The sequence below is a fragment of the Vreelandella zhuhanensis genome (genome assembly GCF_009793355.1).
Lineage (GTDB): Bacteria > Pseudomonadota > Gammaproteobacteria > Pseudomonadales > Halomonadaceae > Vreelandella > Vreelandella zhuhanensis.
This window is the reverse complement of record NZ_WTKP01000007.1, coordinates 202,083-218,204: the sequence shown is the minus strand read 5'-3', so window position 1 is coordinate 218,204 and position 16,122 is coordinate 202,083. Positions and strand designations below refer to the sequence as shown.

Genomic DNA, 16,122 nt, shown 5'->3' with positions numbered 1-16,122 from the left:
AGAATTGATATGGCTGACGAAATGAGTGAAGCCGAGCGAGTACGTTACTTGGCCTACAAGATCTGGGAGTCCGAAGGGCGCCCCGAAGGGCAACAACAGCGCCATTGGGACATGGCATTGAAAATTGTCGCCACCGAACAAGTAGCGGGCACCGATGCCACTCTCGAAGAGGTGGGGGAACCCCTTGATGAGGCGCCTATTCTGGAAGACGAATTGCCCTTGGAAGAGGACGAAGTGGGCATTCAGGAGAACCGTCTGCCGTTGGAGCCGCCCGACGGGGAGCCTTCTTTCGATGAGGTACCCTTTCGTGATGACAAGATGGCGGGAGCGGATGTCCCGGTACAGGATCGTGGCCATCCGGAACAGGCACCGCCATCAGCTGAACCGCCGCCAGGGGTGATGGAGCCGCTGCCGGAAGATTCCGCCACGGCAAAGCGTGCCCGCCGCCCGAGGCGTAGCGACGATACCCTAACGCCGACTAACGAGACGGATACCACCCAGGTGCCGGGCAAGACAGCATCCCGCACTCGCAAAAGCGCCACCACCTCGGAAAAAACCACCAAAAAGCCTGCAAAAACGACAAAAGCTACGAAAACGGAGCAAGAACCTAAAACAGCGAAAAAGACCAAAGCCTCCAAGACCAAGAAGACCTCGGACCCTAGCTAGACACACGCCTGACGTGCCCGAGCGGATCAAGGACGAATGCGATGAATACCAATCAAGCCTCACAGGACAGTGAAAAAATCGTTACTTCCGAGGAGGCCCCCAGCGTCATGCGGCGCTCCAGAGTGCATGAAGGTCAGTCATTCCCGCTGGGGGCGACCTGGGATGGCTTGGGCGTAAATTTCGCGCTGTTTTCGGCCAACGCCACCAAGGTCGAACTGTGCCTCTTCGATGAGTCTGGCGAGCAGGAACTGGAACGTGTCGAATTGCCGGAATATACCGATGAGGTATGGCACGGCTATCTCCCCGATGCCCGGCCCGGCCAGCTTTACGGCTATCGGGTTCATGGGCCTTACGCGCCCGAGGAAGGCCATCGCTTCAATGCCAACAAGCTGTTGCTCGACCCCTACGCCAAACAGATCGTCGGCGACCTGAAATGGGATGAAGCCTTGTTCGGCTACACTATCGGCCACCCTGACGGCGACCTGAGCTTCGATGAACGCGACAGCGCTCCCTTCATGCCACGCTGTCGTGTACTCGACCCCGCCTTTACCTGGGGCCGTTCGCGAGGCGTACAACTACCTTGGGATCACACCATTCTCTACGAGACGCATGTACGCGGCTATACCATGCGCCACCCGGCGGTGCCGGAAGCACTGCGCGGCACCTTCGCCGGGCTGATGGTTAACGAAGTGGTCGATTACATCCACTCGCTGGGGGTGTCCTCGGTGGAGTTTCTGCCGATTCACGCCTTCATCGATGATCAGCATCTGCTTGAAAAGGGCCTGAGAAATTACTGGGGGTATAACACCCTGGGATTTTTCGCCCCGCATTCGCGTTATCTTTCGGGCGAAAGTATTCATGAATTCAAAGAATTGGTGGCGCGTTATCACGCTAAAGGCCTGGAGGTAATTCTGGATGTGGTCTACAACCACACCGCTGAAGGCAATGAACTCGGTCCCACGCTTTCGCTCAAGGGAATCGACAACGCCGTCTACTACCGTCTGATGTCCGACGAGCCGCGCTACTACATCGATGATACCGGCACCGGCAACACCCTGAACCTGAGCCACCCGAGAGTGCTGCAGATGGTCACCGACTCACTGCGCTACTGGGCCACGGAGATGCGTGTTGACGGCTTTCGCTTCGACCTGGCGACAATTCTCGGGCGCGAACACCACGGCTTCGACGAAGGCGGGGGGTTCCTCGATTCCTGCCGTCAGGACCCGATCCTGAGCCAGGTGAAGCTGATCGCCGAACCTTGGGACTGCGGCCCCGGCGGCTATCAGGTCGGCGGTTTCCCGCCGGGCTGGGCGGAGTGGAACGACCGCTACCGCGATACCGTTCGTGCATTCTGGCGCGGCGACGAGGGCCAATTGCCGGAATTGGCCACCCGGCTGATGGGTTCGGCGGATTTCTTCGATCGGCGTGGCAGGCGCCCATTCGCCTCGGTCAACTTCGTGACCGCCCACGACGGCTACACTCTTTTCGACCTCGTCGCCTACAACGAGAAACACAACGAGGCCAACGGCGAGGACAACATGGACGGTCATGACCATAACCTCTCCTGGAACCACGGCGAGGAAGGCCCCACAGATGACCCTGAGATCAAGGAACTTCGGCTGCGTCAGATCCGTAACTTCATCGCCACTACCCTGTTTTCTCAAGGCACCCCGATGCTATTGGCGGGCGACGAGCTGCTGCGTACCCAGCAAGGCAACAATAACGCCTACTGCCAGGACAATGAGATCAGCTGGCTTGACTGGAACTTCAGTGGCGATGCCCACGAGATGATTGAATATCTGCGTCGCGTGACGGCACTGCGATTGCGCTACCCCATTCTGCGCCGCGGACGCTTTCTAAGCGGTGAGTACAATGAGGACATGGGGCTCAAGGAAGTCACCTGGCTAGCCCCGGACGGCGAGGAAATGGATGTCGAGCGCTGGGAGGACTCCGAAGCCCGCACCTTGGGGCTAATGCTCGATGGTCGCGCCCAGCCCTCGGGCATTCGGCGTGCGGGTGCCGATGTCACCCTGCTGCTGATCTTCAATGCCCACCACGACGCAGTGGCTTTCAAGTTACCCGACGCGCCGAGCGGAAGCGGCTGGCTATGCCGCCTCGATACCAGCCGGACCATCGAGGAAGAACCTTTCCAGCATGCTTTCGGTGACGAGCATGTAATGGAAGGCCGTTCATTGGCCCTACTGGAATTGGTGCAGGGAAAAGTCAGCGCCTTTGCTACCTAGACATGACGCAGCTCAGGCAAGGCACAGTGCAATTATCGACCAGGCCGAACTGCAACAGAGGAGCATGTGATGAGTTCACCTCCGTATTCAACGCCCGGGGCCGCCCCGACGCAAGAGCAGGACCCGCAAGACGTATGGGCAGCCGTCCAGGCACCTCGTATCGCTATCGAATCGGTACAGCCGACACTCGACCATGGGCGATTCGCGGCCAAAGCCATCGTCGATGAACCAGTGACTGTCACGGCGACGATCTTTGCCGATGGTCACGACGTGCTGGCAGCTGCGGTTTGCTGGTACGACGAGCAAGGCCAGCAGCACCGTGAGCCCATGCGTCAGATAGAACCGTTGGGCCTGGATATCTGGGAGGGCCGTTTCACACCCCAGCGGGTTGGACGACACGGTTTTATCATCGAAGCCTGGTGGGACATTTACGCCACTTACCGCTACGAACTCTCGAAGAAGCATCAGGCCGGGGTGCCGGTGGAACTCGAACTCGAGGAAGGCAGACGCCTGATCGAGCAAGCCGCCGAACGCAGTGAAGGCGCGCTAAAAGAAGCGCTCGACGTCATTCATGAGCACTTTCGCATCCTCGAGCATGGCGCCGAGCGAGTCGCCCTGCTGCTGGCTAGCGAGACGGCGCATTTGATGCACCAGGCGGATGCCCGCCCTTACCTGACCCGAAGCGATGCGCTTTATCCGTTGGAAGTGGAACGCCTCAAGGCACGCTTTGCCAGCTGGTACGAGCTGTTTCCCCGCTCGGAAACCGACGACCCCGAGCGCCACGGCACCTTCGACGATGTCCACAAACGCCTGCCGATGATTCGCGACATGGGCTTCGATGTGCTCTATTTCCCGCCCATCCATCCGGTTGGGCGCACTCATCGCAAGGGCCCTAACAATATTCTTGAGGCAGGGCCGGACGACCCGGGCAGTCCTTACGCCATTGGTAGCTCCGAAGGTGGCCACGACGCCATTCATCCGGAACTGGGTAGTCGCGAGGATTTCCGCAATCTTGTGCGTGTGGCCGCCGAGCATGGCCTGGAGATCGCCCTGGATTTCGCCATCCAGTGCTCGCCGGATCATCCCTGGCTCAAGGAGCACCCCGGCTGGTTTTCCTGGCGGCCCGATGGTTCGATCCGCTACGCCGAAAATCCGCCCAAGAAATATCAGGATATCGTCAACGTCGATTTTTATGCCGAGGACGCCATCCCTTCACTGTGGATCGAGCTGCGTGATGTGGTGCAGGGCTGGATCGACGAGGGAGTGAAAATCTTTCGCGTCGACAACCCTCACACCAAGCCGCTGCCCTTCTGGGAATGGCTGATCGCCGATATTCGCGGGCGCGACCCCGCGGTGATTTTCCTTGCCGAAGCCTTCACCCGGCCGGCCATGATGCTGCATCTCGGTAAACTGGGATTCACCCAGAGCTACACCTACTTTACCTGGCGGCATACCAAGAAGGAGCTGACCGAGTATTTCACCCAGCTCAACGAGTCGCCGCTGCGCGAGGGATACCGGCCCAACTTTTTCGTCAATACGCCGGACATCAACCCCTACTTTCTGCAATCGTCGGGGCGGCCCGGCTTTCTGATTCGTGCAGCCCTTGCCACCATGGGCTCAGGGTTGTGGGGCATGTACTCGGGGTTCGAGCTATGTGAAGGTCAACCGGTGCCGGGCAAGGAGGAATATCTCAATTCCGAGAAATACGAAATACGCCCGCGTGATTACACCGCGCCCGGCAACATCAATTACGAGATCGCCCAACTCAACCGCATCCGGCGCGAGAATCCGGCGCTGCAGACCCATTTGGGGCTTCGCTTCTATCCGGTGCACAACGACCGGCTGCTGTTCTTCGGCAAGCGTAACGAAACAGGCGACAACTTCATTCTCGTCGCCGTCAACCTCGACCCCTTCGAAACCCAGGAAGGCGCCTTCGAATTGCCGCTCTGGGAGCTTGGGCTACCTGATGATGCCGCCCTGCATGGCGAAGATCTCATGAATGGTCATCGTTGGACATGGCATGGCAAATGGCAATCGGTGCGGCTCGACCCGTGGCACCAGCCGTTCGCCATCTGGCGCATTCGCCCGGCCCACTAGCCACTTCATTCGTGCCCATAAAATGCAGGGAGGGTAAGCCCAATGATGGATGCCAGCAGCGAAACACACGCCGTCGAGGCCATTGATTTCCTTGACGATCCCCTCTGGTACAAGGATGCCGTGATCTATCAGGTGCACGTCAAGGCGTTTTTCGACGCCAATGACGACGGCATCGGCGACTTCGAAGGGTTGATCCAGAAGCTCGACTATATCGTTGAGTTGGGCGTGAACACGATCTGGATATTGCCGTTCTATCCCTCGCCACGTCGCGACGACGGCTACGATATTGCCGAATACACCAGCGTCAGCCCCGATTACGGCACCCTTCAGGATGCGCAACGCTTCATCGAGGAGGCACATCGGCGCGGCCTGCGCGTACTCACCGAGCTGGTCATCAACCACACCTCCGACCAGCACGAATGGTTTCAGCGCGCCAGACAAGCGCCGCCGGGCTCACCGGAACGTGACTTCTACGTCTGGTCGGATACCGATCTGAAGTACCCGGGCACGCGGATCATCTTTCTCGACACCGAGTCCTCCAACTGGAGCTGGGACCCGGTGGCCGGCGCCTACTACTGGCACCGCTTCTATTCCCACCAGCCGGATCTCAATTTCGACAACCCTCAAGTACTCGATGAAGTGCTCAAGGTGATGGCGTACTGGCTGGACATGGGCGTCGACGGCCTGCGCCTGGACGCCATTCCCTATCTGGTCGAGCGCGAAGGCACCAACAACGAAAACCTGCCCGAGACCCATGTGGTACTCAAGAAGATCCGGGCGGTGATCGACGAGCGCTACCCCGATCGCATGCTGCTTGCCGAAGCCAACCAGTGGCCGGAGGATACCCGACCCTACTTCGGCGACGGCGACGAGTGCCATATGGCGTTTCACTTCCCGCTGATGCCGCGCATGTACATGGCCCTGGCCCAGGAAGACCGCTTCCCGATTACCGACATCCTGCGCCAGACCCCGGAGATTCCCGCCACCTGTCAGTGGGCGATATTCCTGCGCAACCACGACGAGCTGACCTTGGAGATGGTCACCGACAAGGAGCGCGACTATCTCTGGAACCACTACGCTTCCGACCGCCGGGCACGCATCAACCTGGGGATTCGGCGTCGCCTGGCACCGCTACTCGAGCGCGACCGCAGGCGGATCGAACTGCTCAACAGCCTGCTGCTGTCGATGCCGGGCACGCCGGTGCTGTATTACGGCGACGAGATCGGCATGGGCGATAATATCTATCTCGGCGACCGGGACGGCGTGCGTACCCCGATGCAGTGGTCGGTGGATCGTAACGGCGGTTTTTCCCGCGCCGATCCGGCAAGCTTGGTTCTGCCGCCGATCATGGACCCGCTTTACGGCTACCAGACCGTCAACGTCGAGGCTCAGGTACGCGACTCGCATTCGCTGCTCAACAACATGCGGCGATTGCTGGTGGTGCGCAGCCAGCACCGCGCCTTCAGCCGCGGCACCATGCGTCCGCTCTACCCGGCCAACCGGCATATCCTCGCTTACCTGCGCGAGATGACGCTGGACAACGGTGAGACGGAAACGCTGCTGTGCGTGGCCAACGTGGCACGTACCGCCCAGGCGGTGGAACTCGACCTTTCCGCTTTCGCCGGCCAGGTGCCGGTGGAAATGGTTGGTGGCAGCGCCTTCCCACCGGTCGGCAAGCTGCCTTACCTGCTGACCTTGCCGCCCTATGGCTTCTTCTGGTTCCTGCTGGCCCCGGAAACCGCCATGCCGGAGTGGCACGTCCCGGTACCCGAACCGATGCCAGACTATGTCACCCTGATCATAAAACGTCACCTGGAAGAGATTTTCGAGGCGACACCCAGGCAGCTTCTCGAACGTGAAACATTGCCCAACTACCTGCCCAAGCGGCGCTGGTTCGCCGCCAAGCAGGCGCGCATCAAGCAGGTAAAAATGCTCTACGTGGCTCGCTTGGAGCACAACCGACATACTTTGCTGATCAGTGAACTGGACGTCGATCATGCCCAGGGTAGCGAGCGTTATCAGTTACCGCTGGCATTTCTGAGTGAGGAAGAGCAGACCAGCGCCCTGCCGCAGCAGCTCGCCATGGCGCGGGTACGCCGCTTCCATGAGGTAGGACTTCTGACCGACGCCCTCACTCTGGACGCCTTCACCCTGGCAGTGCTCGATGCCATGCGCCAGGAAACCCGCCTGCCTTGCGATGCCGGCGAAATATGCTTTCTGCCCACCACGGCCTTTAGCGAGCTTGCGCTTCCCGAGCAACCGGAGGTGGTGCAACAGGCCGCGGAGCAGTCCAACAGTTCGGTGATCATCAATCGTCAGCTGGTACTCAAGTTGTTCCGGCGCCTAGAGCCGGGCCTGCACCCCGAGGCGGAAATCGGACGCTACCTCACCGAGCGGGGCTTTGCGCATATTGCACCACTGCATGGCGAGGTGAGCCGCTTCGACGACCAAGGCACCCCGCAGACGCTGATGATCCTGCAAGGCTACATCGATAACCAGGGCGACGCCTGGTCCTGGACCCGTAACACCCTGGGGCGGGCGATTCGTGAAGCGGTAGCCGACAGTGAGCGCGGGCGGGATACCAGCCGCGAAGAGACAGGCTACGGCGCCTTCAATGAGCTTGAAGATTTCACCATCACCCTGGGCCGGCGTTTGGGCGAGCTGCACATGGTTCTGGCGTCGCCCAGCGACGATCCGGCTTTTGCCCCCATGATCGCCGATGAAACCCAGGTGGAGCTCTGGACGCAGCGCGTACGTGAACGCGTCGAGGAAGCGCTGGAATTGCTTGAGCATCACAAAAGCGCTGCTGGCGAAGCCGAACAGCAACTGGCCGATAAGATTCTGGCCCAGCGCGATAACTTGCTGGCTTCCATCGAGACGATGGCGGCGCTTGCCGAAGGCAGCCTGATCACGCGTATTCATGGCGACCTGCATCTCGGTCAGGTACTGGTGGCGCATGACGACGCCTACATCATCGACTTCGAGGGCGAGCCGGCCCGGCCCCTGGAGGAGCGTCGCGCCAAGGACAGCCCGCTTAGAGACGTTGCCGGGATGTTGCGCTCGTTCGCTTACGCCTACGCCAAGGTCGAGGAAGCGCAAACCGGCCATGAAGGCACCGAAGCGCAAGCCGATACCGGCCACGACGTAACGGAACAGTATCTGCTCAAGGGACGCCAGGCGTTCTTGAATGCCTACTGGCAGGCCACGCTCGATATGCCCCACGAATGGAAACAGACCAGTGGAGCAGCCGCAGCGGTCGATCTATTCGTACTCGAAAAGACCGCCTACGAGATCGCCTACGAAGCCGCCAATCGCCCCGCCTGGCTGGGGGTACCGTTACGTGGCCTGGCCTCCATCGTCGAACAATTGAGCTCAGGAGAACCCCATGAATGATTTTACTGCCAGACCCATGCTGGATCGCACCCTGTGGCTGTCGGAGGATGATGCCGAGGCGCTGGCAAAGGGGTCGCACCGCAATCCTTTTTCGCTGCTCGGCATTCACGACACCGAGGAAGGCAGTCTGCTGCGGGCTTTCCTGCCCGGTGCCTTGGGTGTTGATGTGCTTGACCGCGAAGACGGGACTTTTCGCTGCTGCCTGACGGCCATCCAGATTCCTGGGCTATTCGCCGCCCAGCTGCCGCATGCCGCCCCTTACATCTTGCGTATCCGCTGGCCCGACGGTGAACAGCTAACCGAAGATCCCTACAGCTTTGGCCTGCTGCTCGGCGAGATGGATCTTTACCTGATCGGCGAAGGCAACCATCGTGACTTGGGCCACTGCCTGGGGGCTCAACCCATGCAAGTGGACGGCGTCAGCGGAGTGCGTTTCGCCGTCTGGGCACCCAATGCGCAACGTGTCTCGGTGGTGGGGCCTTTCAACCACTGGGACGGACGCCGCCATGTGATGCGCCTGCGTCATCCCGCAGGGGTGTGGGAATTGTTCATTCCACGCCTCGGCCCGGGAACGTCGTACAAGTACGAAATACTCGATGTCCAAGGCACCCTAGGGTTACGCGCCGACCCGGTGGCACTGGCCACCGAAGCTCCCCCCAATACCGCTTCGGTGGTCGCCGATACCACGCCCTTTGTCTGGCATGACGAAAAATGGATCGCGCAACGCGACGAGTCGCACCAACCTACCCGGCCGATCAGTGTCTACGAAGTGCATGCCGCCTCATGGCGCAAGCACGGCGGCGACAACGGCGAGATGTACAGCTGGCGCGACATGGTCGAGCATTTGATCCCTTATGTCGTGGAAATGGGTTTCACACATGTCGAGTTACTGCCGATCATGGAACACCCCTTTGGCGGCTCCTGGGGTTACCAGCCGCTGAGCCAGTTTGCGCCCAGCGCACGCTTCGGCACGCCCAAGGACTTCGCCTATTTCGTCGACGAATGCCACCGCGCAGGACTCGGTGTGATTCTCGACTGGGTACCGGCGCACTTTCCCACCGACCCCCACGGTCTGGCGCGTTTCGACGGTACCGCCCTGTATGAGTACGAGCACCCTTTCGAGGGTTTCCATCAGGACTGGGACACCTACATCTACAACTTGGGCAGGCGTGAAGTACACGGCTTCATGCTCGCCTCGGCGCTGCACTGGCTGCGGCATTTCCATGTCGATGCGTTGCGCGTCGATGCCGTCGCCTCGATGCTCTACCGCAACTATTCGCGCAACGAGGGCGAGTGGATTCCCAACAAGTACGGCGGCCATGAAAACCTCGAGGCGATCGACTTCCTGCGTCACCTCAACGATGTGGTCGCCGAAGAAGTTCCCGGCGCGGTGGTGATTGCCGAGGAATCCACCGCCTGGCCCGGGGTTACCCGGCCAACCGCCGAGGGCGGGTTGGGCTTTGCCTATAAATGGAACATGGGCTGGATGCACGACACCCTGGAGTACATCGCCAAGGATCCGGTATATCGCGCCTACTCGCATCACGACATGACCTTCCCCATGATTTATGCGTTTTCCGAACACTACGTGCTGCCGATCTCTCACGACGAGGTGGTACATGGCAAGGGGTCGTTGATCGGCAAGATGCCCGGCGATGAGTGGCAGCAATTCGCCAACCTGCGCGCCTATCTTTCCGTCATGTGGTCCCAGCCCGGCAAGAAGCTGTTGTTCATGGGCTGTGAATTCGGCCAGTGGCGCGAGTGGAGCCATGACCGCGAACTCGACTGGTCGCTACTCGGCGAGCCCCGCCATGTCGGCGTTCGCCGGCTGCTCTGCGATCTCAATCGCCTCTACGCGGAACAGCCCGCCCTGCATGAATGCGACAGCGAGCCGCAAGGCTTCATATGGGTGGTGGGTAACGATGATATCAACAGCGTCTTTGCCTGGCTGCGGGTAAGCGCCACGGGCGAACCAGTATTGGTGGTCGCCAACATGACACCGGTGCCTCGCATCGACTATCGGCTAGGGGTACCCCAGGCAGGGGGGTGGGAAGAGATATTCAACAGCGACGCCGAATGCTATGGGGGATCGAACTTGGGTAACATGGGCCGGCTGACAGCCGCCGATGCTCCCTTGCACGGTCAGATCGCCAGCCTGGAATTGACGCTGCCACCGCTGGGGGTATTGATGCTACGCCCGACTGAAGTTCTCCGAGAATAAGCTGGGTAGGCTGGCACGAGGTAACCCTGACTCAATGCCGAGTCAGGGCAAGCTATCTTTAATCACTCTATCCGCTTCAACCTTCCCAGGCGTAATCGGCAAAGGCGTCATCCAGCTCAGGATGATTGATGTGATTCGAGTAGTTGCTCAGAGTCTTCACCGCCATGGCGAGCACAATCTGCATCACATGCTGCTCTTCAAACCCCGCCTCCAGAAACGCTTTTACATCGGCGTTGTTCGGCTTGCCTCGGGTATCGAAAATGACCTGGGTGAACTGGCTCAAGGCGGCCAGACGCTCATCGGGAATCGGCTGGTCATTGCGCAGCGCCTTTATCACCTCGGACGGTACCTGAGAGACCTTTTCGCCCAGCATGCTATGCGCCGACATGCAGTAGCTGCAGCCATTCAGACGGCTGATGGTGAGAAATACTACTTCCTGCTCGGGCGGGGAAAAACCTGACTCCTCACGGAACAGCTCATAGCCGTGCAGATAGGTATCCAGTACCCCCGGCGCCTTGGCCATGGCCTGGTACATATTGGGCACGAACCCCAGTTTGGCGTTGGCTTTTTCCAGCAACGGCTTGGCCTTGGCATCGGCGTTATCGAGGGTTTGCGGGGCTAGCTTCATTTTATATTCGGCTGTCATGGTAGTTTCCTTGCTGTTGTTGGATGGGCGATAATAAATATGGAACAATCGATCCAAAAATACCAAATGGATTATTTCAAGCGTGCTTTTTCTCGCTCTTCCGTGCAGGTATTTTTCAGCGAAGCCCTGTCAACACCTGCTCGACCGCGCCGCCGGCATCTTCGGCACTGGCGCCGCTCTTGAGTAGCGTGCGCAGCCCGGCCATCGAAAGCGTCAGGTAATTGGCCAGCATGGCGGCATCTCGACCCGCGTCGATATCGCCTTCCTCCTGGGCCTGAAGCACCGCCTGGTGGAAAAGCTGCCTGATCGCCGCAACGGCAACAGCGGCCTCACGCGAGGGGGCGTCGCCACGCTGGCCCAGCTCACTGGCGGAATTGAAAATCAAGCATCCCAGGGCAGCACGCTCGCTGCAGGCATCCCGGGCGGTGTCGCGAAACAAGCCTTCGATGAAGGCAAGTGCACTCGGTGAAGCCGTCAGCGTCCGCTGCAGTCTTGCCACCAGGTTGTCACGGTAACGATGCAGCGCTTCAAGAAACAGCTGTTCCTTGTTACCGAAAGCCTGATACAGGCTGCTGCGCGAGATCTGCATGGCCGCCAGCAGATCACGGGTGGATGCACTATTGTAACCTTGTGCCCAGAAGACCTGCATTGCCTGGGCAATAGCTTGGTCGGGGCTGAATGCTAGGGGGCGTCCTCTTGTCATGGCTGGACTTTAAAACCAATCGTTCCATAATGCAAACCGTAGCGTCACACGACAGATGTTGCCAATTTCCATTTTTCTCCACAGAGTCGCTCTCTCATGTTGCATCAAGCCTCCTCTTTCGAGAGTCAAAAGCGCCTTGAAGCGGTGCGCCCGCGTTTAATAGCTTTTGCCAGGTTGCATTTACGCAATGCCACCCTGGCAGAAGATGTGGTCCAGGAAGCGCTGCTTACCGCCCATGAAAAAGCCAATGATTTCGAAGGACGCTCCGGCTATGAAACCTGGGTGTTCGGCATATTGAAATACAAGATTCTTGATGGGCTTCGCGCTCAGAAACGCCAAGGTACCTGGCAGCCGATGAACGACGATATCAGCGACGACCTGCTCGATCGCCTGTTTCAGGAAAACGGACGCTGGCAACCTAATGCCCGCCCTAGCCGCTGGGGCGAACCGGATGCCGTGTTCGAAAACGAACATTTCTGGCAAGTGTTCGATGCCTGCATGACCGCCCTGCCGGACACCATTGCCCGGGTATTTTCGTTGCGGGAATTGATGGGGCTCTCGACCCAGGAGATATGCAAGGAGACCGGCCTCAAGGAAAACAACTGCTGGGTCATCCTGCACCGCGCGCGGCTACGCCTGCGTACCTGTATCGAGCACGGCTGGCTCCAGGAAGAATCAACTTGAGGAGGAATACAGCATGATCATGTGCCAACGCGCCACAGAGCTGATGTCTCAACGTTTGGACCGCCCACTGAGCTGGCTGGAACGTGTATCGCTGCGTTTGCATCTTTCGATGTGTGGCGCCTGTAGCCAGTGCAATCGTCAATTCGACCTGCTTCACCAGGTGGGCGAGCGTCACCCGGCAGTAAACACGCACAAAAAGCCATCCATGAAGTGATAATTCATTGTTGCCATGCTTCTTCGTGGCTATTGTGCATTGAGCACTGAACAGAAAGTTTCTAGCAATATGTCGCTGCATTTCTTGCGCTGGCGCATTGAAGTCAATACAAGAAACGGGTTTACTAGCAGAACATCCTATGAGGAATTCTCGATGAAGGGGTTTGGGATACCACCGCTTCGCCTACGAAATAGCCGCCTGCTGGCGTTATTTCTGGTGCTGGTGCTGTCATTGAGCAGCTTGCCGGTGCATGCGAGCATGGATGCCTGCTTCATCGATTGTACCCCTACCCAAGTAGAGATGCTGGATACCCATGAAGGCTGCGCCGCCTGTGCCGCCCTCACCTCAACGGGTATTTTTACTATAAACGTTCCCAATTCCCTGGCCATCGCTCCCTTGATGGCCGTTGACGTTCACACGCCTCCTCCCCCGCGCCGACCTCCCAAAGCCTGAACGAACAACTGACATCTCTATCAGTTGCGGAAGCACTCACGCTTCCTGAAAGAATATTTCGCATATTCCCCGTTCGTCAGGAGTTACATCATGATGACTGCATGCTTCAACGCCATGGGTAGCATGGGCTGGTTAGGCTGGCTGATGCCTATCGTCATGCTCAGCCTATTAGGCTTAAGTATCGCCGCACTGGCCAAATATCTTTTTTCTTCTTCCTCCGTAGACTCCTCCTCTTCCGCAGATTCCTCTTCCAAGGGAGCTAGCTAATGAACCGTCCTATTACCGCCCTCGTTCTATCCACCGCCTTGATGACGGCCGGTACAGCGCAAGCCGCCCTGCCGAGCGAAGCGACTCTCTACAAGAACCCGCAATGTGGCTGCTGCGATGCCTATGCCCGTCATCTGGAAACCTTGGGTGTCAGCGTTACCATCGTCGATGATGTCGAGGTGGGCAGCATCAAGATGGAAGCCGGTTTGCCCTACGGTCTTGGTTCCTGTCACACCACGCTGATGGGTGATTATGCCATTGAAGGCCATGTGCCTCTTGAAGCCGTCGAGGCACTGTTCGAGCAACAACCCGACATCGACGGCATCGGCTTGGCAGGCATGCCTATCGGCACGCCGGGGATGCCCGGTCCTCAACAGGCACCTTGGGATGTCTACCAGTTCACTGATCAAGAATCGCAACCCTTCATGACACTTTAGCCATCAGCAGCAAGTTTTCGGCTATTTTTCGCCTCGGCTCGACCACAACATCGCGTAACGAGCTGAGGCAGCCATACTTATCTCGTGGCATCCCGCCACAAGGTGTTCAACGACACTGACATAATGGGCTGACGCGCCCGAAAGGAGATAAATAATGAAACTATTCAATAGCTTGCCAAAAAACTTTCTTAAGCGTTTTTCCAAACAGGCTCTTGCGCTCGGCTTGGCCGTCTCGTTCAGCGCCGGTTCCAGCATCGTTCTTGCACAAGGCATGATGGGTGGTGGCCAAGGCGGTGGCCAGGGCATGCACCAAGGCATGATGGGTGGCGGTCAAGGCGGCATGGGTCCCGGCATGATGGGCGGCGGCAAAGGCATGGGTCCCGGCATGATGGGCGGCATGATGGATATGCCTTGTCCCATGATGGGCGGAATGGACGGAATGGACAGCGCCGGGATGGGCATGATGCTGCAGGCCGATCCTGAACAGCGAGAGCAGTTACGAGCGCTGAAAGAGGAATATCGTCCCGCCCAGTTCGCCCGCATGGGCCGGTTGATGAACCTGCGCGACGAGATGATGGCGGCAATGCACCAGTCTCGCCCCGATCCCGAAGAGGTAGAGGAAATCCATAGCCGCATGGCCGAGTTGCGGGGCGAAATGCTCGTCGAGCATATTCGTCATCGCAATGAGATGATGGAATTGCTGAGCGATGAACAACGCCAGAACGGTGGCTCCTCCATGCAGGAAGGTATGTCCCCATCCGCTGGTTCCAACGCTCAGCAGTAGTAAAGGCGGTAAGCAGTTGAAAACCGCAACGAAATGGGCGGCCATTTCATGGGTCGCCCATTCATCCTTATCCAGAATGCAAAGGTACTGATCGGCAAACAGAATAAAACAATTGAGCTCAGGCGCGAGTGACGTAACGCAATATCTCTACCACCTGCTCGGGGGTCGTGGCCCATGCCATGGCGGCGGCATCGACTTCCTTGAGCGGATGAATGATTTCCTCGCCATGCAAGGTGATATAAGGCTTGTCGAGTGCCGCGCAATACCCCGCATCGAAGGCGGCATTCCACTGTTTGTATTTGTCTCCGAAGCGTACCACTACCAAATCACTCTGCTCGATCAGGGTCCGCGTGCGGATGGCGTTGACCTTGGATGATTTATGGTCGCGCCAGAATTGATTGCCTTCCTCACCCAGATGATCGCCGGCGGCGTCACTGGCGTCGTGATCAGTCACCGGCGACGTGAACACCACATCCAGACCGGCAGCCTCGGCGCCTTGGGCAATCTGCTCGCGCCAATCGGTATGAATCTCGCCGGAAAGATAGACATAAAAGCTCATGCTGATTCCTTGTAGTTTTTGAGTAAAACTCATCAGAAAGGCGCGGCATGATAACGAGGAACGCAGCGAACCTTCAAGCAATCACGCGGTCCGCCAGCTCTTCCAAGTCGGCAACGGTCATGCTCGGTTCGATGGCCCAAGGGTCGAAAGGCGCTTCCGGGCTGCGCCGCACCCAGGCGCTACGCAAGCCGGCATGAGTGGCACCAATCACGTCAAAGGCGTTACTTGACACAAGCCAAGTATGTTCCGGGCGGGTTTCCAAGCGGTCGCGCAGATGGGCATACACCACCGGGTCCGGCTTGAACCGCTTGATCTCATCGACGCTGATGATGTCATCCATGTGCGCTTTCACCCCGGCGCGATCCAGCAACTTTTCTACCGCCTCCCGGGTGCCGTTGGAGAATGCCACGCAGCGCATTCCCGCCTGATGAAACTTGTCCAGCGCGGGCGCCACATCGGCGAAAGCGGGTAGTTCGGCGTAGCTGGCCATCAGGTGGTCATGGTCGTTTTCGCTAAGCCCCGTCTGCATGGAGCGGTCGGTGAACAACAGGGCATCGCGGGTACATTCGGAAAACGGTACGTAAGCACCCATCAGCCCGCGTCGAAAACTGTATTCAAGTTGTTTTTCGCGCCAGCGACGAGCAAATTCCAGCGCTTTTTCAGGCTGTTTCAAGCGCCGTTCGAGTTCCACGGTGACGCCCTGGGTGTCAATCAAGGTACCGTATACATCCAACGCGATAACTGGTTGCATGGTA

Annotated in this window: 15 protein-coding genes; 11 read left to right on the top strand and 4 right to left on the bottom strand. The window is 58.7% G+C overall.

What is annotated here, in order from left to right:
• Window positions 1-9: 9 nt before the first annotated feature.
• The 5 genes from GPM19_RS11475 (at window position 10) to glgB (ending at window position 10,620) form a co-directional block, all read left to right on the top strand.
• A complete protein-coding gene (locus GPM19_RS11475) occupies window positions 10-666 on the top strand; it encodes a DUF2934 domain-containing protein (RefSeq protein WP_227842371.1) in 657 nt (218 codons plus the stop codon).
• A 41-nt stretch (window positions 667-707) separates the two neighbouring features.
• Window positions 708-2,909: a glycogen debranching protein GlgX gene (gene glgX, locus GPM19_RS11470; protein WP_160419171.1), complete on the top strand. Its 2,202-nt coding sequence runs from the start codon at window positions 708-710 to the stop codon at window positions 2,907-2,909.
• A 69-nt stretch (window positions 2,910-2,978) separates the two neighbouring features.
• Window positions 2,979-5,006 carry an alpha-1,4-glucan--maltose-1-phosphate maltosyltransferase gene (locus tag GPM19_RS11465; protein ID WP_160419170.1) on the top strand — a complete coding sequence of 676 codons (2,028 nt, stop codon included), beginning with the start codon at window positions 2,979-2,981 and terminating at the stop codon, window positions 5,004-5,006.
• Between the two features lie 42 nt (window positions 5,007-5,048).
• Window positions 5,049-8,399: a maltose alpha-D-glucosyltransferase gene (gene treS, locus GPM19_RS11460; RefSeq protein WP_160419169.1), complete on the top strand. Its 3,351-nt coding sequence runs from the start codon at window positions 5,049-5,051 to the stop codon at window positions 8,397-8,399.
• Window positions 8,392-10,620: a 1,4-alpha-glucan branching protein GlgB gene (glgB, locus tag GPM19_RS11455; protein WP_160419168.1), complete on the top strand. Its 2,229-nt coding sequence runs from the start codon at window positions 8,392-8,394 to the stop codon at window positions 10,618-10,620. The genes treS and glgB overlap by 8 nt, the downstream gene beginning before the upstream one ends.
• Window positions 10,621-10,696: 76 nt before the next feature.
• Here glgB and GPM19_RS11450 read toward each other — a convergent pair whose 3' ends face one another.
• Together GPM19_RS11450 and GPM19_RS11445 are read right to left on the bottom strand one after the other, a co-directional pair.
• Window positions 10,697-11,266 carry a carboxymuconolactone decarboxylase family protein gene (locus GPM19_RS11450; RefSeq protein ID WP_160419167.1) on the bottom strand — a complete coding sequence of 190 codons (570 nt, stop codon included), beginning with the start codon at window positions 11,264-11,266 and terminating at the stop codon, window positions 10,697-10,699.
• A gap of 115 nt (window positions 11,267-11,381) precedes the next feature.
• Window positions 11,382-11,969, bottom strand: coding sequence for a TetR/AcrR family transcriptional regulator (locus GPM19_RS11445; protein ID WP_160419166.1), 588 nt, complete (start codon window positions 11,967-11,969; stop codon window positions 11,382-11,384).
• Window positions 11,970-12,065: 96 nt separating this feature from the next.
• Here GPM19_RS11445 and GPM19_RS11440 point away from each other — a divergent pair, with 96 nt between their 5' ends.
• From GPM19_RS11440 to GPM19_RS11420, 6 genes are all read left to right on the top strand, one after another.
• On the top strand, window positions 12,066-12,653 hold the full coding sequence (locus GPM19_RS11440) for a sigma-70 family RNA polymerase sigma factor (RefSeq protein WP_160419165.1): 588 nt from the start codon (window positions 12,066-12,068) through the stop codon (window positions 12,651-12,653).
• A 13-nt stretch (window positions 12,654-12,666) separates the two neighbouring features.
• Window positions 12,667-12,867 (top strand): zf-HC2 domain-containing protein, encoded by a 201-nt coding sequence (locus tag GPM19_RS11435; RefSeq protein ID WP_160419164.1) that lies wholly within the window; start codon window positions 12,667-12,669, stop codon window positions 12,865-12,867.
• A 153-nt stretch (window positions 12,868-13,020) separates the two neighbouring features.
• Entirely contained in the window at window positions 13,021-13,320 is a 300-nt protein-coding gene (locus tag GPM19_RS11430) for a hypothetical protein (RefSeq protein WP_160419163.1), read from the top strand.
• Window positions 13,321-13,410: 90 nt separating this feature from the next.
• Window positions 13,411-13,587 carry a hypothetical protein gene (locus tag GPM19_RS15285; protein ID WP_202114805.1) on the top strand — a complete coding sequence of 59 codons (177 nt, stop codon included), beginning with the start codon at window positions 13,411-13,413 and terminating at the stop codon, window positions 13,585-13,587.
• Window positions 13,587-14,024: a DUF411 domain-containing protein gene (locus GPM19_RS11425; RefSeq protein WP_160419162.1), complete on the top strand. Its 438-nt coding sequence runs from the start codon at window positions 13,587-13,589 to the stop codon at window positions 14,022-14,024. The genes GPM19_RS15285 and GPM19_RS11425 overlap by 1 nt, the downstream gene beginning before the upstream one ends.
• Window positions 14,025-14,178: 154 nt before the next feature.
• Complete coding sequence (locus GPM19_RS11420) at window positions 14,179-14,808, top strand: Spy/CpxP family protein refolding chaperone (RefSeq protein ID WP_160419161.1); 630 nt, start codon at window positions 14,179-14,181, stop codon at window positions 14,806-14,808.
• A gap of 118 nt (window positions 14,809-14,926) precedes the next feature.
• Here GPM19_RS11420 and GPM19_RS11415 read toward each other — a convergent pair whose 3' ends face one another.
• Both GPM19_RS11415 and GPM19_RS11410 read right to left on the bottom strand, forming a co-directional pair.
• Window positions 14,927-15,367 carry a YtoQ family protein gene (locus GPM19_RS11415; RefSeq protein ID WP_160419160.1) on the bottom strand — a complete coding sequence of 147 codons (441 nt, stop codon included), beginning with the start codon at window positions 15,365-15,367 and terminating at the stop codon, window positions 14,927-14,929.
• 73 nt (window positions 15,368-15,440) lie between these two features.
• Window positions 15,441-16,118: a haloacid dehalogenase type II gene (locus GPM19_RS11410; RefSeq protein WP_160419159.1), complete on the bottom strand. Its 678-nt coding sequence runs from the start codon at window positions 16,116-16,118 to the stop codon at window positions 15,441-15,443.
• Between the last annotated feature and the right edge of the window lie 4 nt (window positions 16,119-16,122).

Excerpts from the sequence above, each read along its gene's own strand:
- GPM19_RS11475 (WP_227842371.1), top strand. The coding sequence starts at position 10 with ATGGCTGACGAAATGAGTGAAGCCGAGCGAGTACGTTACTTGGCCTAC.
- glgX (WP_160419171.1), top strand. The coding sequence starts at position 708 with ATGAATACCAATCAAGCCTCACAGGACAGTGAAAAAATCGTTACTTCC.
- GPM19_RS11465 (WP_160419170.1), top strand. The coding sequence starts at position 2,979 with ATGAGTTCACCTCCGTATTCAACGCCCGGGGCCGCCCCGACGCAAGAG.
- treS (WP_160419169.1), top strand. The coding sequence starts at position 5,049 with ATGATGGATGCCAGCAGCGAAACACACGCCGTCGAGGCCATTGATTTC.
- glgB (WP_160419168.1), top strand. The coding sequence starts at position 8,392 with ATGAATGATTTTACTGCCAGACCCATGCTGGATCGCACCCTGTGGCTG.
- GPM19_RS11450 (WP_160419167.1), bottom strand. The coding sequence starts at position 11,266 with ATGACAGCCGAATATAAAATGAAGCTAGCCCCGCAAACCCTCGATAAC.
- GPM19_RS11445 (WP_160419166.1), bottom strand. The coding sequence starts at position 11,969 with ATGACAAGAGGACGCCCCCTAGCATTCAGCCCCGACCAAGCTATTGCC.
- GPM19_RS11440 (WP_160419165.1), top strand. The coding sequence starts at position 12,066 with ATGTTGCATCAAGCCTCCTCTTTCGAGAGTCAAAAGCGCCTTGAAGCG.
- GPM19_RS11435 (WP_160419164.1), top strand. The coding sequence starts at position 12,667 with ATGATCATGTGCCAACGCGCCACAGAGCTGATGTCTCAACGTTTGGAC.
- GPM19_RS11430 (WP_160419163.1), top strand. The coding sequence starts at position 13,021 with ATGAAGGGGTTTGGGATACCACCGCTTCGCCTACGAAATAGCCGCCTG.
- GPM19_RS15285 (WP_202114805.1), top strand. The coding sequence starts at position 13,411 with ATGATGACTGCATGCTTCAACGCCATGGGTAGCATGGGCTGGTTAGGC.
- GPM19_RS11425 (WP_160419162.1), top strand. The coding sequence starts at position 13,587 with ATGAACCGTCCTATTACCGCCCTCGTTCTATCCACCGCCTTGATGACG.
- GPM19_RS11420 (WP_160419161.1), top strand. The coding sequence starts at position 14,179 with ATGAAACTATTCAATAGCTTGCCAAAAAACTTTCTTAAGCGTTTTTCC.
- GPM19_RS11415 (WP_160419160.1), bottom strand. The coding sequence starts at position 15,367 with ATGAGCTTTTATGTCTATCTTTCCGGCGAGATTCATACCGATTGGCGC.
- GPM19_RS11410 (WP_160419159.1), bottom strand. The coding sequence starts at position 16,118 with ATGCAACCAGTTATCGCGTTGGATGTATACGGTACCTTGATTGACACC.